The sequence below is a fragment of the Streptomyces sp. NPDC002889 genome (genome assembly GCF_042888425.1).
Lineage (GTDB): Bacteria > Actinomycetota > Actinomycetes > Streptomycetales > Streptomycetaceae > Streptomyces.
In genome coordinates this window covers 401,473-427,399 of the sequence record NZ_JBIAPT010000003.1, presented here as the reverse complement: position 1 = coordinate 427,399, position 25,927 = coordinate 401,473, and the positions used below count along the sequence as shown (strand labels likewise).

Here is a 25,927-nt window from a genome sequence, read left to right as displayed (position 1 = left end):
GAGGGAGGAACGACCGAGCGCCCTTGACGCCCGACCCGAAGCCGCCACCATCAAGACCAGGAGGGCGGCCCCACGTTCACCACGCCAACCCGGCCGCCCCCCGGGTCCGGTGCGAGGCCCCCCCCGGGTCCGGTGCGAGGCCGCCCCCCGGGTCCGGTGCGAGGCCGCCCCCCGGGTCCGGTGCGAGGCCACACCCGCGGCCCCGGCCACTGTCGGGGTCGTTCCCGCGTCGCTCCCGCCGGCCGGGCTCAGGCCGGGACCGGCCCCGCGCCGCACCTGCGGGTTTGGCCACTGTCCGGGGCGGCCCCGCGCCGGACCCTCGGACCCGGCCACCGCCCGGCTCGTCGTCGCGTCGCACCCGCCGACCTGGCCGTCCCCGGGCGAGGCCCCACACCACGCCCACCAACCCGACCCAGCCCCAGCCCCGCCCCTCGGGTGCTACGCGCGAGGGGCGCAGCCCAGGACGTGGGCCTTGACCAGGGAGCCGATGTCCGGGTCGCGGCGGCGGAACGCCTCCACCAGGTCCTGGTGCTCCTCCGCGTACGACTTCTGCACCGTGCCGAGCCAGCGGATCGACAGGGCCGTGAACACCTCGATGCCGAGGCCTTCCCAGGTGTGCAGCAGCACCCCGTTCGAGGCGGCCCGCACCAGCTCCCGGTGGAAGCCCACCGTGTGCCGCACCTGCGCCGCCGAGTCGCCCGCCCGGTCCGCCTCGTGCAGGGCCGCCACGTGAGGCTCCAGCGCCGAGCAGTCCTCGGCCAGCCGGTCCGCGGCCAGCTCCGCGGCAATCTGCTCGAGACCGGCCCGCACCGGGTAGCTCTCCTCCAGGTCGGCTGCGGTGAGATTGCGTACCCGTACGCCCTTGTTGGGCGCGGACTCGATCAGCCGCAGACTCTCCAGCTCGCGCAGCGCCTCGCGCACCGGCGTCTGGGAGACCTCGAGCTCGGTGGCGATCCGCCGCTCGACGATCCGCTCGCCCGGCTTCCAGCGGCCACTCACGATCCCCTCCACGATGTGCTCGCGGATCTGGTCGCGCAGCGAGTGGACGACGGGGACGGTCATGAAAGCTCCTCACGGGATGGCCGAGGCCGAGGTTACCGGAGAGGAACCTCGATGCTCCGCTGCGGACCGATTGTCACTGTTCGTACACGCCATGTGATCACGCACCGCTACGATCGGCTAGCGGATCGCACCATCAACTGTTGCGCGCCGGAAGGGAGTCGGCCATGCCCGGTGCCAAGGACCTGGACCCTTACACGTCACCGAGGTCGTTCTACGGGGCGGAACTGCGCCGTCTTCGGGAGGAAGCGGGACTGTCGCAGGAGCAGTTGGGGGAGCGGGTCTTCTGCTCGGGCGCGTACATCGGGTTGTTCGAGGCGGCGACGAGACGTCCGCAGGCCGAGATGTCGAAGCTCCTGGACGGGGTCCTCGGGTCGGGCGAGCACTTTCAGCGGCTCTGCCGGCTGGCGCAGGGCTCGAAGCACGCGTCGTACTTCGCGGATGCAGTGGAGCTGGAGCAGCAGGCCAGGACGATCAGCGAGTATGCGCCGATGCTGGTGCCGGGGCTGTTGCAGACGGAGGCGTACGCGCGCGCCATCACCCGGGCGACGCTTCCACTGGCCGACGCGGACGTGCTGGAGGAGTTCGTGCGGGCGAGACTGGACCGCCAGCGGATCCTTGACGGCGCAGCACGACCGCTGCTGTGGGCCGCGCTCCACGAGACGGTGCTGAGAGTGCCGATGGGTGGCGCTGCGGTGATGGAGGATCAGCTGCGCCACATGGTCGAGATGGCACGTGAGCGTCGGGTTCTGTTGCAGGTACTGCCGTTCACCGCTGCTGCCGACGCCTTCATCAACGGCATGGCGTCGGTCATGACCTTCACGGACGCGGCGCCAGTGGTCTACACGGAGGGTGCCGGAGTCGGTCAACTGGTCGAAGAACTGACCCTGGTAGAGCAAAGTCAGAGGTCATACGATCTCGTCAGGGCTGCCGCGCTGTCGCCGACGGCGTCCCTGACCTTGCTGGAGTCGGCCGCGGAGGACTACACGACACCATGAGCACTGCACTGGACTTGAGCACTGCCCGTTGGCGCACGTCGTCCTACAGCGACGGACAGGGCGGCAGCTGCGTCGAGGTCGCCGACGGTTTCCCCCATGTCATGCCTGTCCGGGACAGCAAGCGTCCCGAAGGCCCCGCGCTGGCGTTCCGGGCCGGCGCCTGGGTCCCCTTCGTCGCGGCCGTCAAGGGTGGATCGCTCTGACTTCGGAGCAGCCTCGGGTGGGGGCGGGGCGGCCTCGGGCGGTGTGGTGGAAGGCTTGTTGCGCCCTCGAGGGGCTGATGAATCGTGCGGACCAGGGCGATCGGCGTGGGGTGCAGCTGCCGTCCTCGCTCCGTAGACTCGTATGCGAGAAGGCTCGGCGACGGGCCCCTGTCCCTGCGCACCGACCACACGATCAGGCACCTGCTCCTGGTCGAGGGTGTCGGGCCGGACTTCACGGTCGCCGGCAGGACCCAGGTAGGCGCAGCGAATCCGTGCGGCGATCGCGGCTGCCAGCGACGACGGCAGCTGACCTCGCCGTTCGGCGTCGCGCCGCCGCAGCGACGCATCGCTACTGATGCCCTGACGTGGAGCCGTTCATGACCACACCTCGGGACCTGATGATCGTTTCCATGGACATGGCCTCCAGCCGCCCCGTGGAGCCGGGCAATCTGTCGCTTGCGCTCGCGGCGGCCGAGGTGATCGACCTCCTCGGTGCCGAAGCCATCGGACTGGACGGCGATCACATCGTGCCGAGCCACGTGCCGGCCATGGATGATCCCCTGTTGGACGAGGCCGCGTCGTCGCTTGCCCGGGAAGCGCCGTACGTGTCGGTCGGCGACTGGCTGTGGCGCAGAGGCCGTGGCCTGTCCGCGGCCTATCTGGCCGCCCTCGAGGGGGAAGGGCAGGTCACTCGGCAACGCCGCCGCCCCTGGGGACTCCGGGCCGGTCGCATGGTGGTGGTCGACTCGCCCGCTCGCCGCCGGGCATCGGACCGCTGGGCATCGGATGAGCCCGTCCTCGCCGCCCTTGCGGCGGCCCTCGGGATCCGTGAGGAGCGGACCGGAGACTTCCAGGGGGTGGACGACGACGCGGTGTCGACCGTGCTCGCCGCTGTCAATGACGCGTTGACGGAATTGGAGGCCGAACGGCAACGCCGTGGCATCGAGAACGCGGCTTTCGACAACATTTGGCGAGGTGAATGACGACCGCCGGCGCGGTGGCGACGGTCGCCGCGCGTGATCGCGGGCGTCCGGCGGTATCACGTCAGTTGGCGGCACCACCCGCCGGAGCAGACGACGGCGCCCCCGCCCGGATTTATCCGGGCGGGGGCGCCGTCGTGCTTGCTGGTGCCTTACAGGCCGAGCTCGACCTCGAACTCGCCCGCCTCAAGGATCCCCTTGACGGCCGTCAGGTAACGGGCCGCGTCGGCGCCGTCCACCAGGCGGTGGTCGTAGGAGAGCGACAGGTACGTCATGTCCCGGACGCCGATGACGGTGCCCTCGTCGGTCTCGATGACCGCCGGACGCTTGACCGTGGCGCCGATGCCCAGGATCGCGGCCTGGTTCGGCGGCACGATGACCGTGTCGAACAGTGCACCGCGCGAACCGGTGTTGCTGACGGTGAAGGTCGCACCGGCGAGGTCGTCCGGCGTGATCTTGTTGGCGCGGACCGCACCGGCCAGCTCGGCGGTCTTCTTGGCGATACCGGCGATGTTCAGGTCGCCCGCACCCTTGATGACCGGCGTCATCAGACCCTTCTCGGAGTCCACGGCGATGCCGATGTTCTCCGAGTCGAAGTACGTGATGGTGCCCTCGTCCTCGTTGATCCGGGCGTTGACGACCGGGTGGGCCTTCAGCGCCTGGGCCGCCGCCTTGACGAAGAACGGCATCGGGGACAGCTTGACGCCCTCGCGGGCGGCGAAGGAGTCCTTGGCCCGCTCGCGCAGCTTCATCAGCTTGGTGATGTCGACCTCGACGACCGAGGTCAGCTGGGCCTGCGAGTGCAGCGCCTTCATCATGTTGTCGCCGATGACCTTGCGCATGCGGGTCATCTTGACCGTCTGACCGCGCAGCGGGGACGGCGCGGTCGAGACGCCGGCCGGAGCCTTCGTCGCGGCCGCGGCGGCCGGAGCCGGCGCGGCGGCGGCAGCCTTCGCGGCCTCGGCGGCCGCGATGACGTCCTGCTTGCGGATACGGCCGCCGACGCCGGTGCCCTTGACCGAGCCGAGGTCGACGCCGTTCTCGGCGGCGAGCTTGCGGACCAGCGGGGTCACGTACGCGTCGCCGGCGTCAACCGCGGCGGGTGCGGCCGGAGCCGCAGGAGCCACCGGCGCCGGGGCGGCCGGAGCCGGGGCGGCAGGCGCGGGGGCCTGGACCGGAGCCGGAACGGGCGCCGGGGCAGCAGGTGCGGCCGGCTCGGGAGCCGGGGCCGGGGCAGCAGGTGCGGCCGGGGCCGGAGCAGCAGCCGGGGCCGGGGCGGCCGGAGCGGGCGCCTCGGCCGGAGCGGCACCGGCGGCGCCGATCACGGCCAGCTTGGCGCCGACCTCGGCGGTCTCGTCCTCGCCCACCACGATCTCCAGCAGCACGCCGGAGGCCGGGGCGGGGATCTCGGTGTCGACCTTGTCCGTGGAGACCTCGAGCAGCGGCTCGTCCTCCGTGACCTCCTCGCCGACCTGCTTGAGCCAGCGGGTGACGGTGCCCTCGGTGACGCTCTCGCCGAGCGCGGGAAGGACGACGTCGGTGCCCGAAGCGCCACCGGCCGGGGCGGCCTCGGCGGCCGGCGCAGCCGGGGCCGCGGGAGCCTCGGCGACGGGAGCAGCCGGGGCCGCGGGGGCCTCGGCTGCAGCCGGAGCCGGCGCGGCGGCGGGCGCACCCGTGCCGTCGTCGATGACGGCCAGCTCGGCGCCGACCTCAACAGTCTCGTCCTCGGCGACCTTGATGGACGCGAGGATGCCGGCAGCCGGGGCGGGGATCTCGGTGTCGACCTTGTCGGTCGACACCTCGAGCAGCGGCTCGTCGGCCTCGACGCGCTCTCCCTCGGCCTTCAGCCAGCGGGTGACAGTGCCCTCGGTGACGCTCTCGCCGAGCGCCGGAAGGGTTACGGAAACCGCCATGGTTTCAGTTGCTCCTTACAAAAGTGCGGAAGTGGTCGTCGCGCCCGGACTGCTAGTCGTGGGAGTGCAGCGGCTTGCCGGCCAGGGCCAGGTGGGCCTCGCCCATCGCCTCGTTCTGCGTCGGGTGGGCGTGGATGAGCTGCGCGACCTCGGCCGGCAGCGCCTCCCAGTTGTAGATCAGCTGTGCTTCGCCGACCTGCTCGCCCATACGGTCACCGACCATGTGGACGCCGACCACGGCGCCGTCCTTGACCTGGACGAGCTTGATCTCGCCCGCGGTCTTGAGGATCTTGCTCTTGCCGTTGCCCGCGAGGTTGTACTTCAGGGCGACGACCTTGTCCGCACCGTAGATCTCCTTGGCCTTGGCCTCGGTGATACCGACGGAGGCGACCTCAGGGTGGCAGTACGTCACCCGCGGCACGCCGTCGTAGTCGATCGGGACGGTCTTCAGACCGGCCAGCCGCTCCGCCACCAGGATGCCCTCGGCGAAGCCGACGTGCGCGAGCTGGAGGGTGGGGACCAGGTCGCCGACCGCCGAGATGGTGGGCACATTGGTCTGCATGTACTCGTCGACGAGGACATAGCCGCGGTCCATCGCGACGCCCTGCTCCTCGTAGCCGAGACCGGCCGAGACCGGGCCCCGGCCGACGGCGACCAGCAGCACCTCGGCGTCGAAGGTCTTGCCGTCGACGAGGGTGACGCGGACACCGTCCTGCGTGTACTCGGCCTTCTCGAAGAAGGTGCCCAGGTTGAACTTGATGCCGCGCTTGCGGAACGCGCGTTCAAGAAGCTTGGAGCTGTTCTCGTCCTCGACCGGGACGAGGTGCTTGAGGCCCTCGATCACCGTGATGTCGGTGCCGAACGACTTCCACGCGGAGGCGAACTCGACGCCGATGACGCCGCCGCCGAGCACGATCGCGGACTGCGGGACGCGGTCCAGGACCAGCGCGTGGTCGGAGGAGATGATCCGGTTGCCGTCGATCTCCAGGCCCGGCAGCGACTTCGGTACGGAGCCGGTGGCCAGCAGGACGTGGCGGCCCTGGACGCGCTGGCCGTTGACGTCGACGGAGGTGGGGGAGGACAGTCGGCCCTCGCCCTCGATGTAGGTGACCTTGCGGGAGGCGATCAGACCCTGCAGACCCTTGTACAGGCCCGAGATGACCTCGTCCTTGTACTTGTGGACGGCCGGGACGTCGACACCCTCGAAGGTGGCCTTGATGCCGAACTGCTCGCTCTCACGAGCCTGGTCGGCGATCTCGCCCGCGTGCAGAAGGGCCTTGGTGGGGATGCACCCCTTGTGCAGGCAGGTGCCGCCGACCTTGTCCTTCTCGATCAGTGCGACGTCCAGGCCCAGCTGAGCTCCGCGCAGCGCCGCAGCGTAACCGCCGCTACCACCGCCGAGGATCACTAGGTCGAAAACGGTGCTGGCGTCGTTCGCCACGTCACGTCCTCCATGCATGTGCGCCGTTCGCCGGTCCTCGATGACCGCGCGGCGGCTGGTGTTCGGCCGCTGTTTCTTCGGCCCTGTGGTGGGGGCCCTGCCCTGCCGAGAACCCATCTTCGCACTTGTTGACGGAAGGCGGGACGCGGGGCCGGGGTCTGAGACGGATGATCGGCCGTCCCAGCGGTTTACTCGCCCGTACACAGGTACGGACGTCGTGCGAATTTCGTCGAAGGTGAACGTAGCAAGCCAACACGAACGGCCCCGGACCTATGCCCGGGGCCGTAGTGACGCAGATGTCGGCCCGGCGCCTCAGCCGAGTTCGCCGCCGGCGGTCCGCTCGGCGAGCTTGACCAGGGTGCGGACCGCGGAGCCGGTGCCGCCCTTGGGCGTGTAGCCGTAAGGGGCGCCCTCGTGGAAGGCCGGGCCCGCGATGTCCAGGTGCGCCCAGGTGATGCCCTCGCCCACGAACTCCTTGAGGAACAGGCCGGCCACCAGGCCGCCGCCCATCCTTTCACCCATGTTGGCGATGTCGGCGGTCGGAGAGTCCATGCCCTTGCGCAGATCGGCCGGTAGCGGCATCGGCCAGGAGGCCTCGCCGACCTCATCCGCGATCTCGTGGATCGAGGTACGGAACGCGTCGTCGTTGGCCATGACGGCGAAGGTGCGGCTGCCGAGCGCCAGCACCATCGCGCCGGTCAGCGTTGCCACGTCGACGATCGCGTCCGGGTTCTCCTCCGACGCCTTCGTCAGCGCGTCGGCGAGCACCAGCCGGCCCTCGGCGTCCGTGTTGAGCACCTCGACCGTCTTGCCGCTGTACATGCGCAGCACGTCACCCGGCCGGGTCGCCGAGCCGGACGGCATGTTCTCGGCGAGCGCCAGCCAGCCGGTGACATTGACCGAGAGGCCGAGGCGGGCGGCGGCGACGACCGCGGCGAAGACGGCGGCCGCGCCGCTCATGTCGCACTTCATGGTCTCGTTGTGGCCGGCCGGCTTCAGCGAGATGCCGCCCGAGTCGTACGTGATGCCCTTGCCGACCAGCGCCAGGGTCTTGGCGTCCTTGGCGTGCGTGTACGAGAGCCTCACCAGGCGCGGCGGGTTCTGCGAGCCCTGCCCGACGCCGAGGATGCCGCCGAAGCCGCCCTTGGCGAGCGCCTTCTCGTCCAGCACCTGCACCTTGATGCCGTGCTCCTTGCCGGCGGCGGTGGCCACGGCGGCGAACGCCTCGGGGGTGAGGTCGTTGGGCGGCATGTTGATCAGGTCGCGGGCGCGGTTGATCTCCTCGGTGAGTGCGAGGGCGCGCTCGGCCGCGGCCTTGAACGCCTTGTCACGCGGCTTGGTGCCCAGCAGCGCCACTTCGGCCAGCGGCTTCTTCGCGTCCTTGCCCTTGTCCTGGTAGGCGGTGAACGCGTACGCACCCAGCAGGGCGCCCTCCGCGATGGCCTCCGCGTCCTCGACCGCCTCGATCGGCAGCGCGAAGCCGGCCTTCTTCGAACCGGCCAGCGCACGGGCGGCGGTGCCCGCCGCGCGGCGCAGCGCCTCGGCGTCGTACGCCTGGTCCTGCTCCGGGGCCGACCCCAGCCCGACCGCGATGACGACCGGCGCCTTGAGGCCGGAGGGGGCGGGGAGCTTGGTGATCTCGCCCTCGCCACCGACGGCGCCGAGGGTCTCCAGGACGGAGGCGAGCTTTCCGTCGAACGCCTTGTCCACAGCCTCGGCGCCCGGTGCGACGACCGGCCCCTTGGCGCCCTTGGCAACGCCGACGACAAGGGCGTCGGCGCGCAGCGTCGCCGCGCCGGCAGTGCTGAGAGTGAGAGCAGTCACGGTGGTGAAATCTCGCTTCCGTTGAGTTCGAAGGCTGGGGCGGGGACGGATCGGCATCCCTTGCCGCACAAGAGCCTACGCGTGGCCGCGCGTATCGCTCACGGCGGCGGCTGTATCGCTCGCGGCGGCGGCCGTTCACTCGTCCGTGGCGTCTCTTTCCCGTTTGCCCCGAACTTTGTGAGACCTCGGCCACACTCACCTCATTCCGGCAAGGGGGCACGTGGCTCCTTTGCGTCATCTGCACAGTTCCTCCTTGTGCCCGGGCGGTATCGAGGAGGCGCACGAGGGGGAATGGCATGGAGCAGCACGGACGGCGCACCCTCAGAGCGGCCGCGACTGCGCTCGCGGCCGCGACGCTGGCGACGGGGGTGTCGGCATCGACCGCCACGGCGGCCACGGCGCCCCGTATCGATCTGACGGTGCTGGTCGTCGACGACGGCGGCGGTGCCGTCGACGCGATCGTCTCCGAGCTCGAGAGCACCGGGGTGCCGTATCGGACCGTTGACCTGGGCGACCCCGGACGCCCGGCCGTCGACGCCGCGTTCCTCAGCGACACCGTGAGCGGCCGGCCGCGGGCCAAGTACCAGGGAGTGGTGGTCCCCGACGAGGACCCGTTCGGCGCGGACACGGCCGCCGGGTCCGCCGAGAACGCCGCGCTCTTCGCGTACGAGCGGACCTTCGGCATCCCGCAGGTCGACGCCTACACCTGGTCCCACCCCGGCGTGGGTCTGGAGTACACGGACAACGGCGGCTACGCCGGCGTGCTGGACGGCGCGCAGAGCGCCGTGACCGCCGCCGGGCGCAGCGGTCCCTTCGGCTACCTCGACGGACCCGTCGCCTTCGAGGACAACGCGCCGCTGATCGCCGAGAGCTACGGCTACGCGGGCAGGCCGAGGGAAGGATTCACCAGTTATCTGGACACTCCCGTCGGCGACGGCGGGGCGCGCGCGAGTCTGATCGGCCAGTACACGCACGACGGCCGCCGCGAGCTCGTGGTGACCTTCGCGTACAACCGCCACCAGCGGCAGTTCCGGGTGCTGGCCCGCGGCATCGTCGAATGGCTCACCCAGGGCATCCACCTCGGACACAGCCGCGCCTACTTCTCCGTCCACATTGACGACGTCTTCGCGCCCGACGCCCGCTGGGACACCGCGCGCAACTGCACTCCCGGCGACATCGACTGCGTCGGCGGCGGCGAGGAGAGCGAGCCCATCCGGATGACCGCGGCGGACGCCGAGTACGCGGCGGCCTGGCAGCGTTCCGCCGGCTTCACCCTCGACCTGGTGCACAACGCGGGCGCCGGCGAGGAGTGGAGGGCCGAGCACGGCGGCGCCGACCCGCTGACCGACCGGCTGGTGGCCGACAGGGCGCAGTACCGCTGGGTGAACCACACCTACACCCATCCGTTCCTCGGCTGCGTCCAGGACGTCTCGGTCGTGCCCTGGCGGTGCGCCGAGGACGCCGCGGGAAATACCCGGTGGACCAGCCGCTCCGAGATCTCCGCGCAGATCCGCGACAACCACGACTGGGCGCTGCGCAAGGGCCTGCCGGTCGACCGCGGCGAACTGGTCACCGGCGAGCACTCGGGTCTCAAGACCTTGCCGCAGCAGCCCCAGGACAATCCGAACCTCGCCGCCGCGCTGGCCGACAACGGGGTGAAGTGGGCCGCCTCCGACAACTCGCGGGAGCCGCAGCAGCGTGCCGTCGGTTCGGCGCTGACCGTGCCGCGCCACCCCATGAACGTGTACTACAACGCCGGCACGGCCGCGGAGATGGCCGACGAGTACAACTGGATCTACACCTCGGCGGCCGACGGCGGCAGCGGAATCTGCGCGACCAACCCGGCATCCACCTGCCTGCCGGGGCCGCTGGACACCGCCACCGGCTACGCGGACCACATCGTGCCGCAGGAGGCCCGCATCGCGCTGGGCCATGTGGTGGCGAACGACCCGCGCCCGCACTACGTCCACCAGTCCAACCTCGCCGAGGAGCGCATCCTCTACCCGGTGCTCGACAAGGTGCTCGCCGACCACCGTGCCCTGTTCGCCGACAACGCCCCGCTGGTCAACCCCCGCCAGCGGGACATCGGTACGGAACTGCAGCGCCGTGCCGCCTGGGACAAGGCCCTGGCCGACGGGAAGGTCACCGCGTACCGCACCGGAGACACCGTCACCGTCAAGGCCCCGTCGGGCGTCAGCGCGCCGGTCACCGCACCCGAGGGCACGCGTAAGCAACTGCTCCTGACCACCACGGTGTTCGGCTCCGCCTACGCCGGGACGCGGTCCGCCTGGACCACGCCCGAACTGCTGCAGTCGGCGATCACGCTCAAGCTCCCGGCCTGAGCGCCGCCGACCGCTGTCCTGGGGGGACGACCATGCTGAGCTGTGGCCGCCATGTGACCATGCTCACCGAAGGAACCTATCCGCACGTCCACGGGGGCGTGTCCACCTGGTGCGACCAGCTCGTACGGGGCATGCCGGAGGTCGACTTCCAGGTCGTCGCCCTCGCCGGCAGCGGCCGTGAACCGGTCACCTGGGAGCTGCCGCCGAACGTCTACCGGCACACGGTCTTCCCACTGTGGGGGCCGGAGCCCGCCCGGCGGCGGCTCCCGGCCCGGGAGCGCCGGCGTTTTCTCGGCAGCTACGAGCGCTTCCTGCTGTCGGTGCTGGATTCCGCGGCAGGCTGTGACTTCGGCCAGGCGCTGTACGAACTCGCCGACCACGCCCGCGCCGGACGGCTGACCAGCGCGCTGCGCTCGGAGTCCGCACTGCGCGCCCTGATGTGGATCTGGACCATGCCGCACCTGGGGACAACCGCGGCCAGGCCCACCGTGCACGACGCCCTGACCGCCACCGCCCTGCTGGAGCATGCGCTGCGGCCGCTGACCGTACGCATCCCGGACGATGCGATCGCCCACTCCGTCAGCGCGGGGCTCGCCACGCTGCCCGCGCTGACCGCCCAGCACTTCGACGGTGTGCCGTTTCTGCTGACGGAGCACGGGATCTATCTGCGGGAGCGCTATCTCGGCTACCGCACCGAGGCGCAGCGCGCCCCCGTGAAGGCGCTGATGCTCGGCTTCTACCGGGAGCTCAACTCGCTCGGCTACCGGAAGGCCGACCTGATCACCCCGTGCAACCAGTACAACCGCCGGTGGGAGGAGCGCGGCGGTGCTCCGGCGGAACGTATCCGCACCGTCTACAACGGCGTCGACCCGCACGCCTTCCCCGAGGCCGGTCCGGAACCGGACGTGCCGACCCTCGCGTGGGCGGGGCGGATCGACCCGATCAAGGACCTCGAGACGCTGATCCGCGCCTACGCCATGGTCCGCGCGGAGATGCCGCAGGTGCGGCTGCGGCTGTTCGGCGGGGTGCCCGCCGGCGGCGAGGCGTACCGCATCCGGCTGGAGAAACTCGCGGCGGAACTCGGCGTCGTGGACGGCATCGGCTGGGAGGGACGGATCAGCGGTGTGGCGCGCGCGTACGCGGCGGGCAGCGTGGTGCTGCTGTCCAGCATCAGTGAAGGGTTCCCCTTCTCGCTGATCGAGGCGATGTCGTGCGGTCGGGCGACGGTCTCCACCGATGTCGGCGGCGTACGGGAAGCGGTCGGCGACACGGGCCTGGTGGTGCCGCCGCGCGAGCCCGCCCTGATGGCCGAGGCCACCCTCGCACTGCTGCGCGACGACGCGCGCCGGGCGGAACTGGGCAGGCTGGCCCGGCAGAGGGTCATCGACCGGTTCACGCTGCGCCGGTCCGTGGACGGGTTCCGCCGCATCTACCTCGAACTGGCCGGGTTCCCGCCGGAGGACGAGGCCGCCGATCGCGGCGTGGGCCTGGCCGCCGAAGGGGCGCTGCGATGAGCGGGCCGCTGTGGCAGGGCCCGGGGCAGCACGGCCATGCGATGCCGGTTCTGCCCAGGCGCCGCGAGGGGCTCGCAGTGGCAGCCGACCCGATGACCGAACTCGCCGACCGTATGGAGGAGTTGATCGCGGCAGCCGTCCACCCCGATGAGATCGCCGCGATCCTCGAGTCGGACGGCATGAGCGACGACCACATCCGGCTGAGGTACGGCCGCCCGGACTCCTTCACGCTCGCGGAGGAGCTGTACGCCCGGGTCCCGCGCCGCTGCCCCGAACCCCCCGGCCCGCCCGTGGACCCCTGGCAGGTGGGCCTGCTCGGCTGCCTGCTGCGCAGCCTGGTCTTCGCCCTGCCGGGCCTGGCCTATGTCCTCGGCGCACCGCTGCTGAAGGGCGCCGCCCTGGCCCCGCTGCTCGCGGGCGCACTGACCGGCTGGCTGTGGAATCAGGCGCTGTCCCACCGCGCCCACTCCTGGCTTGCCCTGGGCGACCGTCCGGCGGCCGCGCTCTGCCTGTGCAGGGGCGCTCCGGCGGGCGCGCTCCTCGGCTCCCTCGCGGCCGCATCGGCGGCTGCGCTGTCGGCGGACCCGGGCCAGTGGCCGGCGGCGGCGTTCGCCACCGCCCAGGCGCTGTATCTGGCGGCGGCGACGGTCCTGCTGGCCCTGGGCCGCGAACGGGCGCTGCTGTACGCGCTGTTGCCGATGACGGCGGGTGCGGTGGCGTCGACGGCGCACGATGTGCCGTCGTGGCTGGGGACGGCGCTGCTGCTGGTGTCGCTGGTCGCGACGACGCTTCTCGCGGCGCGGGCGCTGCGCGGGGCGTCGGGGCCGCGGAGGGCGCCGGTGCCGCGCCCACGGGGCGGTGCTCAACCCGCCCGCCGCCTCGGCACGGGCGCGCGGGTCGACGAGGACGGCTCAGGCCGGGTGCTGGGGTGGCCCCGTGGGCGGGGCGACGACCGGGCGGGCGGGGACGGCGGCCGGGGCGCGGTGCCGCACGTCGCGTCGGTGGCGCCGCTCGGAAGAGCCGCAGGCCGGCTGCGCGACAGACGGTTCCTGCCGACCGTGCACGGTCTCACCGGACGCCGAAAGGTACTGCCCCGCGGACCCGGCCGGCCGGCCGGCCGCCTCCGCCCCGTCGGACGCGGCCGGCTCCGGGCTCCCCGCGAGGCCGCCGGCCGACGGGGCATCAATGTGAAGGCCCCGCACGGAAGTCGGGCCGCGCCCCGTATCGCGGCGTCCGTGCCGTACGGAGTGTTCGGGCTCGGGGCCGGGCTGCTCGTTCTCTGCACCGCCCTCGGGGACGTGCTCGCCGGGCGGCCCGGGGCCGTCGTCGCCGCGCCGTCCGCCGTGGCCCTGACGCTCGGCATGGGTCCCGCCGAGTGGCTGCTGCACCGCTTCCGGGGCGAGACCCTGGCCGGGCTTCGGGTGAGCGCCACGGCACGTGACTTCTGGCGCAACGCCGCGGCCGTGCTCGCCGAGTGCCTTGTCGGCTATCTCGCCGTGCTGTTCGCCCTTGCCGTGGCCGGGACGCTGCTGTGGCCCGCGGCCCCCGCACTCGGCGGCGTACGGCTGGCCACGCTGCTGCTCATCGGCACCACGCTGTGGACCGGCCTGCTGCTGCAGTCGTTCGGCGCGGTGACCGGGGCGGCAGCGGTGTGCGGCGCCGCGGCGTTGGCCCAGGGCGCCGCCCTGCTCGCCGGCGTCGGCAGCCCCGCCCTCGTCGGGCTCTGCGTCGCGGCCGTCGCGGCCGCGCTGCTGGCCACTCTCGTGTGTGCTCTGCTGGGGCGGGCCAGCGCCCACCGTGTATGACGCCCCCGTCCGACAACCCCCAGGAAGCGCCTGTGAAGAGCCTGTTGGTGCCGTACTACGAGCACCCCGCCGCCCGGCCCGACGCCTGGGACGCCGTCGTCGCGGCGGCGCCCCGGCTGTACGGCGTGGTCCTCAACCCCGCGAGCGGCCCGGGCACCGCCCCCGACCCGGCGTTCGCGGAGGTCGCCGAGCGGCTGCGCGCGGCCGGCGTCCGGGTACTCGGCTACGCGGACACCGACTACGCCCGCCGCCCGCACGCCGCCGTCGTGGCGGACCTGCTGCGCCACCGGGACTGGTACGGCGCGGCCGGGGTCTTCCTCGACCAGGTCAGCTCAGGCCCGGAGGCAGTGCCCCACTACCGGCGCCTGGGGGTCGCGGCCCGCGCGGCCGGCGCGGAGACACTCGTGCTCAACCACGGGGTGCACCCCGACCCGGCGTACGCGGAACTCGCCGACCTGCTGGTCACGTTCGAAGGCCCCTGGGACGCCTACCGCTCGGCCGGCATCCCGTCCTGGACCACCGCCCACCCGCCCGAGCGGTTCTGCCATCTGGTGTACGCGGCACCGGCGGACGCCCGGGCCGGGGCGGCCGTGCACTGCGTCGTCCCGGGAACGGGGGCCCATCCGTGGGGGACGCTCCCGCACGGGCTCCGGCGCCGACCCTGAAGTGACCTCAGCGGGACACGACGTAACACGTCGCCTTCGGATCCTCACCGACGCCCCACTCGCTCTCCGACGGCCAGGCCAGCCAGTAGGTCCCGGAGTCCGCCGCCTCACGGGTCCAGGAGGAGGGCGCCGAGTCGTACGCACGCTCACAGGCGGAATCGGCCCGACGCTCGGCCGACTCGTCACCCGGGTAGTCGCCGCCGCCCAGTCCGGGGTGCGCGAGCACCCGGGCGTCGTGCGGCTGCTCGCACGCCACCCGTACGACCATGCTCTCGTCCGTGTCCCGTATCCCGGTGTTGCTGTCGACGCAGGCGCCGCGCGGGACGTCGGCGATCGGCAGCACCGCCTTCCTCGCGACGAGGGTCGTGCCCGCCGGCGCCCCTGCGGTCGGTTCAGAGGCTCCGAAGCCGTTCAATGTCAGTACGGCGCGCAGCCGCTTCATCGGGTGGAGGGTGCTGCCCTCCTTGCCGAGCAACGGGGAGAGGTCGGCTGCGGCGCGGGTGATCCGGCCCCGGGAGTCCGCCGTGATCTCCAGCTCGACGGGATTTTCCGTGCTGGTCGGGGATATGGAGCTGTGGAGTTCGCCTCTGATGTCCGGAGCGAACAGGGCCAGAGCGTTGTAGGCCGTGACCTGGGCCCGATAGCGCCGGTCTCCGCCGCCGGTCGCCGACTGCTTCACATCCCGGGCACCGCTCACGATCTCCAGCAGCGTGCCGCCGAAAGCGGCCTCGCTACCCCGGAGGCTGTCGATCGAGCCGGTGGTCCACGGGTCCGACTCGTCGTAGCGCAGCCAGTAGTCCGCCCTGCCCGGCCGGATCCGGATGGTGCTCGCGTCGACCGCGACGCGCATCGTCGTAGGCGAGCTGTTGTTGTCCAGCGTCGTTCCGAGCAGCGCGTCCTTGGTGCTGCCGGGCAGGCCGTCCGCGAGCTTCCAGACCGAGGACGCGGACGCCCGGCTGCCGGGGAAGTCCAGCCGGCCCCTGGACGTCAGCACCGTGTCACCGTGCCTGGAGGTGAAGGTCAGCGTCTGCGTGAAGCTTGCGCTGCCTGCGTTCTGCGTGGTCAGAAGCGCCTGGCGCGGTTGCTGCTGGACGGGCGCGTCGAACACGGGGTGCGCCGGCTTCTTTTCCGTCGCGCCGCCGCCCGAACAGGCGGTGAGCAACAGGCATGCCGCGGCAGCGGCGGCGAGGAGGGGGGAACGGTGGCGGGTGATCACAAGCGTTCGACCTGCGAAGGCCGCGCGCGGTTGCCTGCCCGAAGGTCACGGATGGGTGAACGCGGGGGCCGGGCGTGGACGGGGAGCTCGGCAGCTAGCGGAGCACGAGCGCGACCAGCGTCACCGTCGCCGCCGTCTCCGCCAACGCGCCGAACACATCGCCCGTCACGCCACCGAACCGTCGCACGCAGTGCCCGAGCAACAGCTGCGCCGCCCCCAGCCCGGCCGCCACCGCCACTGCGTGATGGAGCGCCCCGTACGGTCCGAACAGCGCGCCCGCGCCCGCGCAGGCAGCCATGGTCAGGCCCGTCACGAGCAGTGCCGTACGTACGGGGACCACGCCCGCGACCGCGGCCCCGAGGCCCTCCGGGCGCGCCGGCGGCACTCCCGTACGGGAGGCGAGCGTGAGCGCCAGGCGCGCGGTGACCGCGGAGACAGCGGCCGCGCTCACGCCGAGCGCCCAGCTTTCGCCGTACAGCTCGGAGAGCGCGGCGACTTGGCCGAGCAGCCCGAACAGCAGCGTGACGACGCCGAACGGCCCGATGTCCGACTGCTTCATGATCCGCAGCGCGTCCTCGGCGGGCTTGCCGCTGCCCAGCCCGTCCGCGGTGTCGGCGAGCCCGTCGAGATGAAGGCCCCGGGTGAGCGCGGCCGGGACCGCGGCCGTGGCGACCGCGGCGAGCAGCGGCCCGGAGTCCAGCAGCATCAGCACCCCGCCGAGCGCCGCCGCGACCAGGCCCACGACCAGGCCGGCGAGCGGTGCGCAGAGCATGCCCGCGCGGGCCGCGTCCCGGTCCCAGCGTGTGACACGCACCGGCAGCGCGGTCAGGGTGCCGAACGCGAACCGTATCCCGGCCGGGCCGTCTGTCTTCTCGGTGCTCACCGCGCGCAGGGTAGTCGGTGTGCCCCGACGGTAGATTGCGCATGACGGACAATTCGGGAGCGGGTGGCATGGGTCACTGGTTTTACCGCAACATCGTGGAGCCGGGAAAGCTCCCGCTGCTGCTTGCGCTGGCCTCGTTCGTGCTGACTTTCCTGATCACCCGGGTGGTCACCCGGTTGATCAGAGCCGGGAAGGGACCGTTCGGCAACGTCAGCTCCGGCGGACTGCACATCCACCATGTGGTCCCGGGCGTGGTCCTCACCGTGATCGGAGGCTTCGGGGCGGTCGCCACCACCAACCACAGCGGGATCGGAGCCGGCGTCTGCGCGGTGATCTTCGGTATCGGCGCCGGACTCCTCCTCGACGAGTTCGCGCTGATCCTCCATCTCGACGACGTCTACTGGTCCGAGGCGGGCCGCAAGAGCGTCGAGGTCGTGGTGCTCACCACGGCCCTGCTGCTGCTCCTCCTCGGCGGGTACGCACCGCTGGGCGTCAATGACCTGTCCGCCGACGAACGCGAGGACCGCCGGCTCTTTCTGCTCACCCTCGCCGTCAACTTCGCCTTCGTCCTGATCACCCTGATCAAGGGCAAGCTGCGGATGGCGGTCCTCGGCGCTCTGGTGCCGCTGGTGGCCATCTTCGGCGCGGTGCGGCTCGCCCGGCCCGGATCGCTGTGGTCCCGCCACTTCTACCGGCGCCGTCCCAAGGCCCGTGCCAAGTCCCGGCTCCGCTCCTACCGCCACGACCGGCGCTGGGACAAGCCGCGCCGCAAGTTTCAGGACCTGATCGGCGGCGCGCCCGACCGGCGGCCGGAAGCCGGACCCTGACGGCCACGGCGACGGCGCCGCCACAGCGCTTCGGCCACGCACACCACCAGCACGGCCGCGATCGCCGCCAGGTGCTCCTTGCCGGCCAGATTGGGCTTGACGATCACCTCGATGATCATCGCAACGATCACCAGCGCCGCGGTGACGTAGGCGCCGTAGCGGTAGCAGACGAACACCGCGAGACCGACGACCGCCGCAGAGGGGCCCGTGTCCACGATGTGTGCGTCCGAGGCGGGCAGCGAGAACGGGCCGTCCGGTCCGACCGCGATACCGATCCGTGCATAGGTCGTCCCGGCCAGCGTCGACACATACGCGACCGCGAGCGTGCGCCACCGGCCCAGCGTGATCTCCGCGACGCCGAACACCAGCAGAATCTGCGCCAGGGCACCCCAGACGGGCAGATCCAGCGCCGGCACGAACAGCGAGAGCGGCGTGCGCAGCAGGGCGAGCCACAGCGGGTCCTCGGCCCTGACAAAGCCTATGCCGTGGACCATCCGCAGCCCCCAGGACTGCTGCTGGAGGACGTAGAAGCCGGCTGTGAGCCCGACCGCGGCGAGGGTGAGCGGGATCGCCCGCCACCTCCGCGCGACGAGAGCCTGACGCACGGGTGCGTACAGCGGACCCCATTCGCGGCGTGCGAAAGCGGCAGCCTTCATCGCCCGCTCCCCAGGTGTCTGCGGTGCAGCCACTTGGGCAGGCCCGGGGCTTCGAGGAATCCCTCGGCGCGCCCGGCGGCGATGCCGATGCGCAGTAGGTCGGCGCTCTTTTCGAAGAGCATGAAGCGCGGCTCCCAGATCGGTCGGTACTTTGCGTTGGCGCGGTACAGGGACTCGATCTGCCACCAGCGGGAGAAGAAGCTGAGCAGTGAGCGCCACAGCCTCAGCACCGGTCCCGCGCCGAGCCTCGAGCCCCGTTCGAAGACCGATCTGAACATCGCGAAGTTCAGCGAGACCTGAGTGATCCCGATCTCCTTTGCGCGCTGCAGGAGTTCGATGACCATGAACTCCATCAGGCCGTTCTCCGCGTCCCGGTCCCGCCGCATCAGGTCGAGCGAGAGCCCTTCGGGGCCCCAGGGCACAAAGCTGAGCAGCGCCCGCAACCCGCCCGTGCCGTCGGTGCATTCGAGCATCACGCAGCGGCCGTCCGCCGGATCGCCGAGTCGCCCGAGCGCCATCGAGAAGCCGCGCTCGGTGGCCCCGTCGCGCCAGTCGTCGGCGCGTTGCAGCAGGACCGCCATCTCGTCGGCCGGGATGTCCTCGTGACGGCGGATCCGCACCTGGTACCCGGCCCGCCCGACCCGGTTGTAGGCCTGGCGTACGGTCCGCATCGCCCGTCCCTCGAGCGTGAACTCCTCGGTCTCGACGATCGCTTCGTCACCCAGTTCCAGGGCGTCGAGGCCGTGACGGGCGTAGATGGTGCCGGCCTCCTCGCCCGCCCCCATCACTGCTGGGATCCAGCCGTGTTCCCGGGCCTGCGCCAGCCAGGGGTCGATCGCGCCCGGCCAGGCCTCGGGATCACCGATCGGGTCGCCCGAGGCGAGCGAGACCCCGCCCACCACCCGGTAGGCCACGGCGGCCTTCCCGGTCGGGGACCACACCACGCTCTTCTCGCGGCGCAGCGCGAAATAGCCCAGCGAGTCGCGCTCCCCGTGCCGCTCGAGCAGGGCGCGCAGCCGCGCCTCGTCGTCCTCGGTGATCGGATCGACCGCCCGGCGCGAGCGGAAGGCGGCGTACAGCACGGCGAGCAGCAGCAGCGTGGACAGCACGTTGATGGTGACGTCGACCCAGCCGGGGGTGCTGATTTCGGGGAAGCGGGCGTCGTCGCCGGCGAGCGAGACCAGCCGCATCAGGCCGTATCGCCAGCGCTCCAGGAAGGTGGAGCCCTGCGCGGTGTTGGTGACGGTGACCAGCAGGGCGGCGGCCAGCGAGGTGGCGAGCAGCCCGCCGGCCGCGACGGCCGCCGCCAGCTTCGGGTTGGAGCGGTCGCCCTTGGCGTAGAACTCGCGCCGGCCGAGCAGCAGCGTGGCCACGAACGCGGCGGTCAGGACGAGGGAGATCCAGTTCTGCGGGTACTGCTGGATCTCCGGGAAGAACATCGCGAAGGCGAGCAGGAGCAGGAACAGCCCGCCGAGGACCAGATTGAGGATCCAGGCCGCGCGCTTGCGGCGGCGCATCGTGATCGCGAGGAACAGGGTGAAGACGCCGGAGGCGAAGCCCGCGGTGAGCAGATAGGGCGTGAAGTAGTTGTCCGTGTTGTGCCGTCGCAGGTCCTGGCCGAGCGAGACCCAGACGCCGCTCAGGAAGTTGATGAACGTCACGGCGCGCAGATACCAGACGGCGAACGCTGCGCTGCGCCGCGAGCGGACGGTCGAACGGCTCGCTTCCTCGCTGGACAAACGGACCTCTCCCATGGAACGCGATGATATGGGGCATCACGTGACACATGGGGTGGGTGCGGTCGGGCGTCGCCGACCGCACCCGGGTGTCAGTCCGTGTCGGTCTGTGTCATTCCTCGGTCGTCCCCGCACGCTCAGGCAGCTCGGCGGCGAGTGCGGCCGCGGCCTGTACGAGAGGGAGCGCGAGCAAGGCCCCGGTTCCTTCCCCCACAGTGACGCCATGGTCGAGCAGAGGGTTGAGCGCCAGGCGGTCCAGCGCCTTGGCCTGCGCCGGCTCGCCGCTCAACTGGCCCGCCAGCCACCAGTCCGGTGACCGGAACGCCGCCCGCTGTCCGACCAGCGCACACGCCGCCACGACGACCCCGTCCAGGATCACCGGCATCCGGCGCACCGCGCTCTGCAGCAGGAACCCGGTCATTGCGGCGAGATCCGCGCCGCCCACTGCCGCCAGCAGCTCCAACTGGTCGCCCAGCACCGGCCGGGCGCGCCGCAGCGCATCCCGGATCGCCGCGCACTTGCGCATCCAGGCCAGATCGTCGATACCGGTACCGCCGCGGCCGGTGACCACCGAGGCGTCCGTACCGCACAGCGCGGCGATCAGGGTGGACGCGGGGGTCGTGCCGCCCACGCTCAGGTCGCCGAGGACGACCAGGTCGGTGCCGGAGTCGGCCTCCTCGTCGGCGATCGCCATGCCCAGACGTACGGCCTGCTCCGCCTCCTCGGGCGTCAGCGCGTCCTCGATGTCGATACGGCCGCTGCCGCGCCGCACCCGGTGGCGTACGACCTCCTCGGGCAGCAGCTCCGGGTCGCAGTCGAGACCGGCGTCGACGATCCGTACCGGCACACCCCAGCGGCGGGCGAGTACGGAGACGGGGCTCGCGCCCTCCAGCACGGCCCGCACCAGTTGGTGCGCGGTGCCGGGTTCCCGGCCGGAGACGCCCAGTTCGGCGACTCCGTGGTCACCGGCGAACAGCACGACCCGCGGCCGCTCCACGGCCCGCACCGGCACCGCTGCCTGCGCGGCGGACAGCCACTCGCCCAGCTCGTCGAGACGGCCCAGCGAACCGGGCGGAACGACCAGCCGCTCCCGGCGTTCCTCGGCGTCTCGCCGCGTGCCGCTGTCGGGGCGCTCGATCAGATCGGAGAAGTCGTCGAGATTCAGCCTGCTCATTCGCCGAACAGTACCGGCACCGCCCCAGGCTCAGCCGCGCAGGACGAGTGCCTGGCCCGCGACCACCAGCAGGACGTGCTCGCACTCGTCGGCGAAGGCGGCGTTCAGACGCCCCAGTTCGTCACGGAAGCGGCGCCCGGAGGCGGTGGCGGGCACGACGCCCGAGCCGACCTCGTTCGTCACGGCGACGAGTGTGCGGGGGGTGGCCCGTACCGCCGCGACCAGCTCGGAGACCCGTTCGCGCAGATCGCGTTCGCCGCCCGTCGCCCAGTGCTCGTCGTCCCAGGCGCCGGCCTTGTCCATCGCGTCGGTGAGCCACAGGGACAGGCAGTCGATCAGCAGCGGAGGGCCGTCGTCGGCGAGCAGCGGGACCAGGTCGCAGGTCTCGACGGTCCGCCAGGAGGCGGGCCGTCGCTCGCGGTGCGTGGACACCCGGACGGCCCACTCCGTGTCGCCGTCCCGGCTGCCGCCCGTCGCGACGTAGACGACATCGGGGAACGTCTGCAGCCGCTGCTCGGCCTCCAGCGACTTGCCCGACCTCGCCCCGCCCGTGACCAGGGTGCGCCGGGGCACGTCCGGCACCGCGTGGTACTCGCCCACCAGCACCGTCGTCCCGTCCGGCACGCATCGCGCTCCGGAGGCCGCCAGCCGCCGGACCAGCTCTGGGCCGCCGGGTACATCGTGGTCGATGTGGACGGCGATGACATCGGTGGTGGAGCCGATCGCCCCCGAGGCACGCAGTCTTGCCACGGCGTCCGGGCGCCCGATGACGTCGCCGACGACCATGTCGTACGCCGCGCGCCCCTCGGCGAGGCCGGCCGGCGCGGCGCCCGGCGGCAGATAGAGGAGCCGCTCGCCCTCCGGCGAGGTCACCTCGTACCCCGTCCCCGGGTGGTCCATCGGCACGGCCCGTACCCGGTGGCCGCTGATCAGCGTCAACTCCCGTCCGTCCGGCACCCGTCCGGCCGCCGGCAGCCCGGCGGGCAGATCCACGGCCGGCCCGTCGTGCGGATGCGTCAGCAGCACCTGCCGTACGCCGACGAGCGAATGCCCGGCCCGTGCGGCGGCGAGGGCGGCCCCCGGGGTCAGATCGAGCAGCAGCGCACTGTCCACGAGCAGCGCGGTGGCGGCCCGCGCCTCGGGCCCGCGCGCGGTGGCGCACACGGCGCAGGGACAGTCGGGCCGGGGGAGTCCGGCGGGCGCGCCGGTGCCGAGCAGAGTCAGTTCCACGCCTCTGATCCTCCCGCGTCCCCCTGGCCCGTGCGCGCCCGGCTACGCTGCGGGCAGGAAACGGATCAGCTGGTGGGACGTGGGAGGCGCACATGGCATGGACGTGGCGGTTCGAGAAGTCCGACGGTACGGAGGTCCAGCCGGCGGTCGAGCCGGAGGAGTTCACGACCCAGGGCGACGCCGAGTCCTGGATCGGCGAGTGCTGGAAGGACCTTCTCGAGGGCGGCGCGGACCAAGTGGTGCTGTCGGAGGACGCGACGAGGATCTACGGCCCGATGAGCCTGCACGCGAACGAGTCGTAGCGGGGAGGTCGGGGGTGCTGGGGGTACGAGGTACCCCCAGGCCGCCCGGGCCTCATGGCCTCGCCGGGCCCGCCACGGCGTCATGGGGTTTCCAGGGCCCGCAAGGGCCGAGGGGACATCGAACGCGGTGAGGCCCCCGCCGGGGCCGAAGGGAAACCGTTCCTGTACGGCATGTAATCGGGCGGAACCGGCCGACGGTGGCGTGCCGTGGCCGGAGGTACCCCGGCGAAGCCCCGCGGGAACGTCGCGGGCACCGACGATCAGCCGCGGCGTACTCCGCACAGATGCAGCAGCGCGGCGACCCCCCGGTAGGGATCCGTGCGCCCCGCCCGGTCCTCCGCGGCCAGCAGCCGCTCCAGCTCATCGGCGGCGGGCAGCTCGACGTCGTTGCCGACGGTGTCCGTGAAGACCCGGACCCCGTACCAGGCGTGGAGCGGCGCGGCGATCCCCGCCAGCGTCGCGGTCAGCGCCGCCAGCCGGTCCGCTCGCACGCTCAGCCCGAGCCGGTTCGTGTACCTGTCCGTCTCGAAGGCATCCACGGCCCCCTGCCAGTCGCCGGCCAGCCCCGGCCGCATGGCCAGCGCGTCGGCGTTCCGTACGAGCAGGGACAGCAGTCCGCCGGGGGCGAGCATCCTGGCCAGGCCCGCGAGCATCGCGTCCGGTTTCTCGACGTACATCAGTACGCCGTGGCACAGCACCACGTCGAAGCTGCCGGGCAGGAAGTGCACCCCGGTGTCCCGGCCGTCGCCCTCGATCAGCCGTACCCGCTCGCGGATGCCGGCGGGCTCGTCGGCGAGCGCCTCACGGGCCGCCTTCAGCATGGTCGGGTCGGACTCCAGCCCCGTCACGGTGTGCCCGCCGCGTGCCAGCCGCAGCGCCTGCGTGCCCTGGCCCATGCCGACGTCGAGCACCCTCAGCCGCTGGCCGACCGGGTACCGGGAGGTGATCTGGTCGTCGAGCTGACGGGCCACGAGCTCCTGGCGGACCGTGTTGCGCAGCCCGCCCATCCCTGCGAGCCAGGCGTCGGACGCTCCGGCGAACCCTGAGGGGGGCGGGGCCTGCGAAATCTGCTCGGTCAGGGCCGCTCCCCGCGCTTGACCTGCGGCTTCGGCAGACGCAGTCGGCGCATCTGGAGCGAGCGCATCAGACCGTAGGCGACGGCGCCGCGGGTGGGCTCGTTCGGGAAGCGCTCCTTGAGCTGCTTCTTGAGCCTGATGGTCAGGCCGATCGAGTCCACGACGATGAGCACGATGACGCCGAGCCAGAGCAGCAGCGCGATGTTCTGCAGCTGGGCGACCCGGACCATGCTCAGCACGAGGATCATCACCGCCAGCGGCAGGAAGAACTCGGCGACGCAGAAGCGGGAGTCGATGAAGTCGCGCACGAAGCGACGTACCGGGCCCTTGTCACGGGCCGGCAGATAGCGCTCGTCGCCACCGGCGAGGGCCTCGCGCTGCTTGGCCAGATCGGCACGGCGCGCCTCGCGCTGGCGCTTGTTCGCCTCCTTGCGGTCCGCCGGCGCACTGGACGCGCGGCGGCGCTGGGTCTGGGCCTCACTGCGCTTGGGCGTGGGGCGGCCCTTGGGGGCCTCGGGGTCGCGGGGCTGCTTGGAGAGGTCCGCCGTCACCTTGGTGGTGGGGGCCTTCTCTTCCTTGGAACGGCTACGGAACACAAAGCCCAAGGGTACGGGGTGGAACGCACAGACCTCACCCCGATGAGGGGAACGATCCCGCAACGGCGTGCGTCCGCAGGGACAGAAGCCCGGCACAGGCACATCCGGGCTTCTGTCCCTGCGGACCGCCGCGGCACGGGTCCCTGACGGCCACCTAGTCCTTGCGCCGGATCGAAGCCGTACGCAGTCGTCCTTGGGGATGAGCGCATCCGTGCCCGAACAGTGCGGTAATGGATGCAGGGCCCGTACTGTGGGTTCTGTTGGAGTGCTGCTGAAGCTGAGTCCGTCAGAAGGGGGCGCGCGAAGCCCATGAGCGGTGTCATGAAGCGTATGGGGATGATCTTCCGCGCGAAGGCGAACAAGGCCCTTGACCGGGCCGAGGACCCTCGCGAGACCCTCGATTACTCGTACCAGAAGCAGCTCGAACTGCTCCAGAAGGTGCGCCGTGGAGTCGCCGATGTGGCGACCTCCCGCAAGCGGCTCGAGCTGCAGCTGAACCAGCTGCAGGGCCAGTCGTCCAAGCTCGAGGACCAGGGTCGCAAGGCGCTGGCGCTCGGCCGTGAGGACCTGGCGCGCGAGGCGCTCTCCCGCCGCGCCGCGCTCCAGCAGCAGGTCACGGACCTCGAGACCCAGCACCAGACGCTGCAGGGTGAGGAGGAGAAGCTGACCCTTGCGGCGCAACGGCTGCAGGCCAAGGTCGACGCCTTCCGCACGAAGAAGGAGACGATCAAGGCGACCTACACCGCCGCCCAGGCGCAGACCCGGATCGGTGAGGCGTTCTCCGGGATCTCCGAGGAGATGGGCGACGTCGGCCTCGCGATCCAGCGGGCCGAGGACAAGACCGCGCAGCTGCAGGCCAGGGCCGGCGCGATCGACGAGCTGCTCGCCTCCGGCGCCCTGGACGATCCGTCCGGGATGGCCAAGGACGACATCGCGGCCGAGCTGGACCGGATCTCCGGCGGCACGGACGTGGAGCTGGAGCTCCAGCGCATGAAGGCGGAGCTCGCGGGCGGCTCGAGCTCCCAGCAGGCCATCGAAGGCGGCGCCGCGGGACAGCAGGACGCCGCACCGCAGCAGAACAGCCCGCACAGGTTCGACAAGGAGTAGGGACTCGTCATGATCGTACGGATCATGGGGGAGGGCCAGGTGAAGCTGGACGACAGCCACTTCACCGAACTGAACAAGCTCGACGACCTACTGCTCTCCGAGATGGAGAGCGGCGACGGCCCCGGCTTCCGCCGGACGCTTCACGCGCTGCTCGACAAGGTCCGCGAGCTCGGCGAGCCACTGCCCGACTCCTCCCTCGAACCGTCCGAGCTGATTCTTCCCGCTGCGGACGCGACCCTCGAGGAGGTCCGGGGGCTGCTCGGCGACGACGGTCTCATCCCGGGCTGATCGGTCCCACTCCAACGACGCTGCGTGCCCTGCCCCCGGAATGCCGGGGGCAGGGCACGCAGCGTCTGCCGTCCGCGCGTCGCGGTCGTGCA

At 71.9% G+C, this 25,927-nt stretch carries 23 protein-coding genes; 11 read left to right on the top strand and 12 right to left on the bottom strand.

Going from position 1 to position 25,927, the window contains the following annotated elements; all coding sequences use genetic code 11:
* Positions 1–438 precede the first annotated feature (438 nt).
* The gene (locus ACFYWI_RS06925) at positions 439–1,062 is read right to left on the bottom strand and encodes a GntR family transcriptional regulator (RefSeq protein WP_389226271.1); all 624 of its coding nucleotides are present in this window, start codon (positions 1,060–1,062) and stop codon (positions 439–441) included.
* Between the two features lie 164 nt (positions 1,063–1,226).
* Between ACFYWI_RS06925 and ACFYWI_RS06920 the strand changes: the two genes are divergently transcribed.
* The 3 genes from ACFYWI_RS06920 (at position 1,227) to ACFYWI_RS06910 (ending at position 3,243) form a co-directional block, all read left to right on the top strand.
* Entirely contained in the window at positions 1,227–2,057 is an 831-nt protein-coding gene (locus ACFYWI_RS06920; RefSeq protein WP_389226268.1) for a Scr1 family TA system antitoxin-like transcriptional regulator, read from the top strand.
* Complete coding sequence (locus ACFYWI_RS06915) at positions 2,054–2,260, top strand: DUF397 domain-containing protein (RefSeq protein ID WP_389226265.1); 207 nt, start codon at positions 2,054–2,056, stop codon at positions 2,258–2,260. The genes ACFYWI_RS06920 and ACFYWI_RS06915 overlap by 4 nt, the downstream gene beginning before the upstream one ends.
* Positions 2,261–2,637: 377 nt before the next feature.
* Positions 2,638–3,243: a GPP34 family phosphoprotein gene (locus tag ACFYWI_RS06910; protein ID WP_389226341.1), complete on the top strand. Its 606-nt coding sequence runs from the start codon at positions 2,638–2,640 to the stop codon at positions 3,241–3,243.
* 149 nt (positions 3,244–3,392) lie between these two features.
* On the opposite strand, the gene sucB is transcribed toward ACFYWI_RS06910, so the two are convergent.
* The 3 genes from sucB to ACFYWI_RS06895 all read right to left on the bottom strand — a co-directional run bounded on the left by sucB (position 3,393) and on the right by ACFYWI_RS06895 (position 8,418).
* Entirely contained in the window at positions 3,393–5,153 is a 1,761-nt protein-coding gene (gene sucB / locus ACFYWI_RS06905) for a 2-oxoglutarate dehydrogenase, E2 component, dihydrolipoamide succinyltransferase (protein ID WP_389226262.1), read from the bottom strand.
* 52 nt (positions 5,154–5,205) lie between these two features.
* Positions 5,206–6,594, bottom strand: a complete 1,389-nt coding sequence (lpdA, locus tag ACFYWI_RS06900; protein ID WP_389226259.1) for a dihydrolipoyl dehydrogenase — start codon at positions 6,592–6,594, stop codon at positions 5,206–5,208.
* 312 nt (positions 6,595–6,906) lie between these two features.
* The gene (locus ACFYWI_RS06895; RefSeq protein WP_389226256.1) at positions 6,907–8,418 is read right to left on the bottom strand and encodes a leucyl aminopeptidase; all 1,512 of its coding nucleotides are present in this window, start codon (positions 8,416–8,418) and stop codon (positions 6,907–6,909) included.
* A 296-nt stretch (positions 8,419–8,714) separates the two neighbouring features.
* On the opposite strand from ACFYWI_RS06895, the gene ACFYWI_RS06890 reads away from it, so the two are divergent.
* The 4 genes from ACFYWI_RS06890 to ACFYWI_RS06875 are packed head-to-tail and all read left to right on the top strand — an operon-like array spanning position 8,715 to position 14,744.
* Positions 8,715–10,760, top strand: a complete 2,046-nt coding sequence (locus ACFYWI_RS06890) for a hypothetical protein (protein WP_389226253.1) — start codon at positions 8,715–8,717, stop codon at positions 10,758–10,760.
* A gap of 32 nt (positions 10,761–10,792) precedes the next feature.
* Positions 10,793–12,274 carry a GT4 family glycosyltransferase PelF gene (gene pelF / locus ACFYWI_RS06885; RefSeq protein ID WP_389226250.1) on the top strand — a complete coding sequence of 494 codons (1,482 nt, stop codon included), beginning with the start codon at positions 10,793–10,795 and terminating at the stop codon, positions 12,272–12,274.
* Entirely contained in the window at positions 12,271–14,079 is a 1,809-nt protein-coding gene (locus ACFYWI_RS06880) for a hypothetical protein (RefSeq protein WP_389226247.1), read from the top strand. The genes pelF and ACFYWI_RS06880 overlap by 4 nt, the downstream gene beginning before the upstream one ends.
* Positions 14,076–14,744 (top strand): spherulation-specific family 4 protein, encoded by a 669-nt coding sequence (locus ACFYWI_RS06875; RefSeq protein WP_389226244.1) that lies wholly within the window; start codon positions 14,076–14,078, stop codon positions 14,742–14,744. The genes ACFYWI_RS06880 and ACFYWI_RS06875 overlap by 4 nt, the downstream gene beginning before the upstream one ends.
* Positions 14,745–14,751: 7 nt before the next feature.
* On the opposite strand, the gene ACFYWI_RS06870 is transcribed toward ACFYWI_RS06875, so the two are convergent.
* Both ACFYWI_RS06870 and ACFYWI_RS06865 read right to left on the bottom strand, forming a co-directional pair.
* On the bottom strand, positions 14,752–15,960 hold the full coding sequence (locus ACFYWI_RS06870) for a hypothetical protein (protein ID WP_389226240.1): 1,209 nt from the start codon (positions 15,958–15,960) through the stop codon (positions 14,752–14,754).
* 94 nt (positions 15,961–16,054) lie between these two features.
* Positions 16,055–16,843 carry an adenosylcobinamide-GDP ribazoletransferase gene (locus tag ACFYWI_RS06865; RefSeq protein ID WP_389226237.1) on the bottom strand — a complete coding sequence of 263 codons (789 nt, stop codon included), beginning with the start codon at positions 16,841–16,843 and terminating at the stop codon, positions 16,055–16,057.
* A gap of 68 nt (positions 16,844–16,911) precedes the next feature.
* Between ACFYWI_RS06865 and ACFYWI_RS06860 the strand changes: the two genes are divergently transcribed.
* On the top strand, positions 16,912–17,670 hold the full coding sequence (locus ACFYWI_RS06860; protein WP_389226234.1) for a hypothetical protein: 759 nt from the start codon (positions 16,912–16,914) through the stop codon (positions 17,668–17,670).
* Here the strand turns inward: ACFYWI_RS06860 and ACFYWI_RS06855 are convergent.
* The 4 genes from ACFYWI_RS06855 to ACFYWI_RS06840 all read right to left on the bottom strand — a co-directional run bounded on the left by ACFYWI_RS06855 (position 17,619) and on the right by ACFYWI_RS06840 (position 22,466).
* Complete coding sequence (locus ACFYWI_RS06855) at positions 17,619–18,326, bottom strand: hypothetical protein (protein WP_389226230.1); 708 nt, start codon at positions 18,324–18,326, stop codon at positions 17,619–17,621. The genes ACFYWI_RS06860 and ACFYWI_RS06855 overlap by 52 nt on opposite strands.
* A complete protein-coding gene (locus tag ACFYWI_RS06850) occupies positions 18,323–20,080 on the bottom strand; it encodes a phosphatidylglycerol lysyltransferase domain-containing protein (RefSeq protein WP_389226227.1) in 1,758 nt (585 codons plus the stop codon). Before ACFYWI_RS06850 ends, ACFYWI_RS06855 begins: the two co-directional genes overlap by 4 nt.
* 94 nt (positions 20,081–20,174) lie before the next feature.
* A complete protein-coding gene (gene cobT, locus ACFYWI_RS06845; protein ID WP_389226224.1) occupies positions 20,175–21,236 on the bottom strand; it encodes a nicotinate-nucleotide--dimethylbenzimidazole phosphoribosyltransferase in 1,062 nt (353 codons plus the stop codon).
* Positions 21,237–21,266: 30 nt separating this feature from the next.
* Positions 21,267–22,466 (bottom strand): bifunctional adenosylcobinamide kinase/adenosylcobinamide-phosphate guanylyltransferase, encoded by a 1,200-nt coding sequence (locus ACFYWI_RS06840; protein WP_389226221.1) that lies wholly within the window; start codon positions 22,464–22,466, stop codon positions 21,267–21,269.
* A 92-nt stretch (positions 22,467–22,558) separates the two neighbouring features.
* Here ACFYWI_RS06840 and ACFYWI_RS06835 point away from each other — a divergent pair, with 92 nt between their 5' ends.
* Positions 22,559–22,768 carry a hypothetical protein gene (locus tag ACFYWI_RS06835; RefSeq protein ID WP_389226218.1) on the top strand — a complete coding sequence of 70 codons (210 nt, stop codon included), beginning with the start codon at positions 22,559–22,561 and terminating at the stop codon, positions 22,766–22,768.
* Positions 22,769–23,028: 260 nt separating this feature from the next.
* Here ACFYWI_RS06835 and ACFYWI_RS06830 read toward each other — a convergent pair whose 3' ends face one another.
* Entirely contained in the window at positions 23,029–23,775 is a 747-nt protein-coding gene (locus tag ACFYWI_RS06830; RefSeq protein ID WP_389226215.1) for a class I SAM-dependent methyltransferase, read from the bottom strand.
* Positions 23,776–23,843: 68 nt separating this feature from the next.
* Positions 23,844–24,440 carry a DUF3043 domain-containing protein gene (locus tag ACFYWI_RS06825; protein WP_389226212.1) on the bottom strand — a complete coding sequence of 199 codons (597 nt, stop codon included), beginning with the start codon at positions 24,438–24,440 and terminating at the stop codon, positions 23,844–23,846.
* A gap of 321 nt (positions 24,441–24,761) precedes the next feature.
* Here ACFYWI_RS06825 and ACFYWI_RS06820 point away from each other — a divergent pair, with 321 nt between their 5' ends.
* Positions 24,762–25,547: a PspA/IM30 family protein gene (locus ACFYWI_RS06820; protein ID WP_389226209.1), complete on the top strand. Its 786-nt coding sequence runs from the start codon at positions 24,762–24,764 to the stop codon at positions 25,545–25,547.
* A gap of 9 nt (positions 25,548–25,556) precedes the next feature.
* The gene (locus ACFYWI_RS06815; RefSeq protein WP_389226206.1) at positions 25,557–25,835 is read left to right on the top strand and encodes a hypothetical protein; all 279 of its coding nucleotides are present in this window, start codon (positions 25,557–25,559) and stop codon (positions 25,833–25,835) included.
* Positions 25,836–25,927 lie beyond the last annotated feature (92 nt).

Coding starts and splice junctions, on each gene's coding strand:
- ACFYWI_RS06925 (WP_389226271.1), bottom strand. CDS start 1,062: ATGACCGTCCCCGTCGTCCACTCGCTGCGCGACCAGATCCGCGAGCAC.
- ACFYWI_RS06920 (WP_389226268.1), top strand. CDS start 1,227: ATGCCCGGTGCCAAGGACCTGGACCCTTACACGTCACCGAGGTCGTTC.
- ACFYWI_RS06915 (WP_389226265.1), top strand. CDS start 2,054: ATGAGCACTGCACTGGACTTGAGCACTGCCCGTTGGCGCACGTCGTCC.
- ACFYWI_RS06910 (WP_389226341.1), top strand. CDS start 2,638: ATGACCACACCTCGGGACCTGATGATCGTTTCCATGGACATGGCCTCC.
- sucB (WP_389226262.1), bottom strand. CDS start 5,153: ATGGCGGTTTCCGTAACCCTTCCGGCGCTCGGCGAGAGCGTCACCGAG.
- ACFYWI_RS06890 (WP_389226253.1), top strand. CDS start 8,715: ATGGAGCAGCACGGACGGCGCACCCTCAGAGCGGCCGCGACTGCGCTC.
- pelF (WP_389226250.1), top strand. CDS start 10,793: ATGCTGAGCTGTGGCCGCCATGTGACCATGCTCACCGAAGGAACCTAT.
- ACFYWI_RS06880 (WP_389226247.1), top strand. CDS start 12,271: ATGAGCGGGCCGCTGTGGCAGGGCCCGGGGCAGCACGGCCATGCGATG.
- ACFYWI_RS06875 (WP_389226244.1), top strand. CDS start 14,076: ATGACGCCCCCGTCCGACAACCCCCAGGAAGCGCCTGTGAAGAGCCTG.
- ACFYWI_RS06860 (WP_389226234.1), top strand. CDS start 16,912: ATGGGTCACTGGTTTTACCGCAACATCGTGGAGCCGGGAAAGCTCCCG.
- ACFYWI_RS06855 (WP_389226230.1), bottom strand. CDS start 18,326: ATGAAGGCTGCCGCTTTCGCACGCCGCGAATGGGGTCCGCTGTACGCA.
- ACFYWI_RS06850 (WP_389226227.1), bottom strand. CDS start 20,080: ATGGGAGAGGTCCGTTTGTCCAGCGAGGAAGCGAGCCGTTCGACCGTC.
- cobT (WP_389226224.1), bottom strand. CDS start 21,236: ATGAGCAGGCTGAATCTCGACGACTTCTCCGATCTGATCGAGCGCCCC.
- ACFYWI_RS06835 (WP_389226218.1), top strand. CDS start 22,559: ATGGCATGGACGTGGCGGTTCGAGAAGTCCGACGGTACGGAGGTCCAG.
- ACFYWI_RS06830 (WP_389226215.1), bottom strand. CDS start 23,775: ATGGGCGGGCTGCGCAACACGGTCCGCCAGGAGCTCGTGGCCCGTCAG.
- ACFYWI_RS06820 (WP_389226209.1), top strand. CDS start 24,762: ATGAAGCGTATGGGGATGATCTTCCGCGCGAAGGCGAACAAGGCCCTT.
- ACFYWI_RS06815 (WP_389226206.1), top strand. CDS start 25,557: ATGATCGTACGGATCATGGGGGAGGGCCAGGTGAAGCTGGACGACAGC.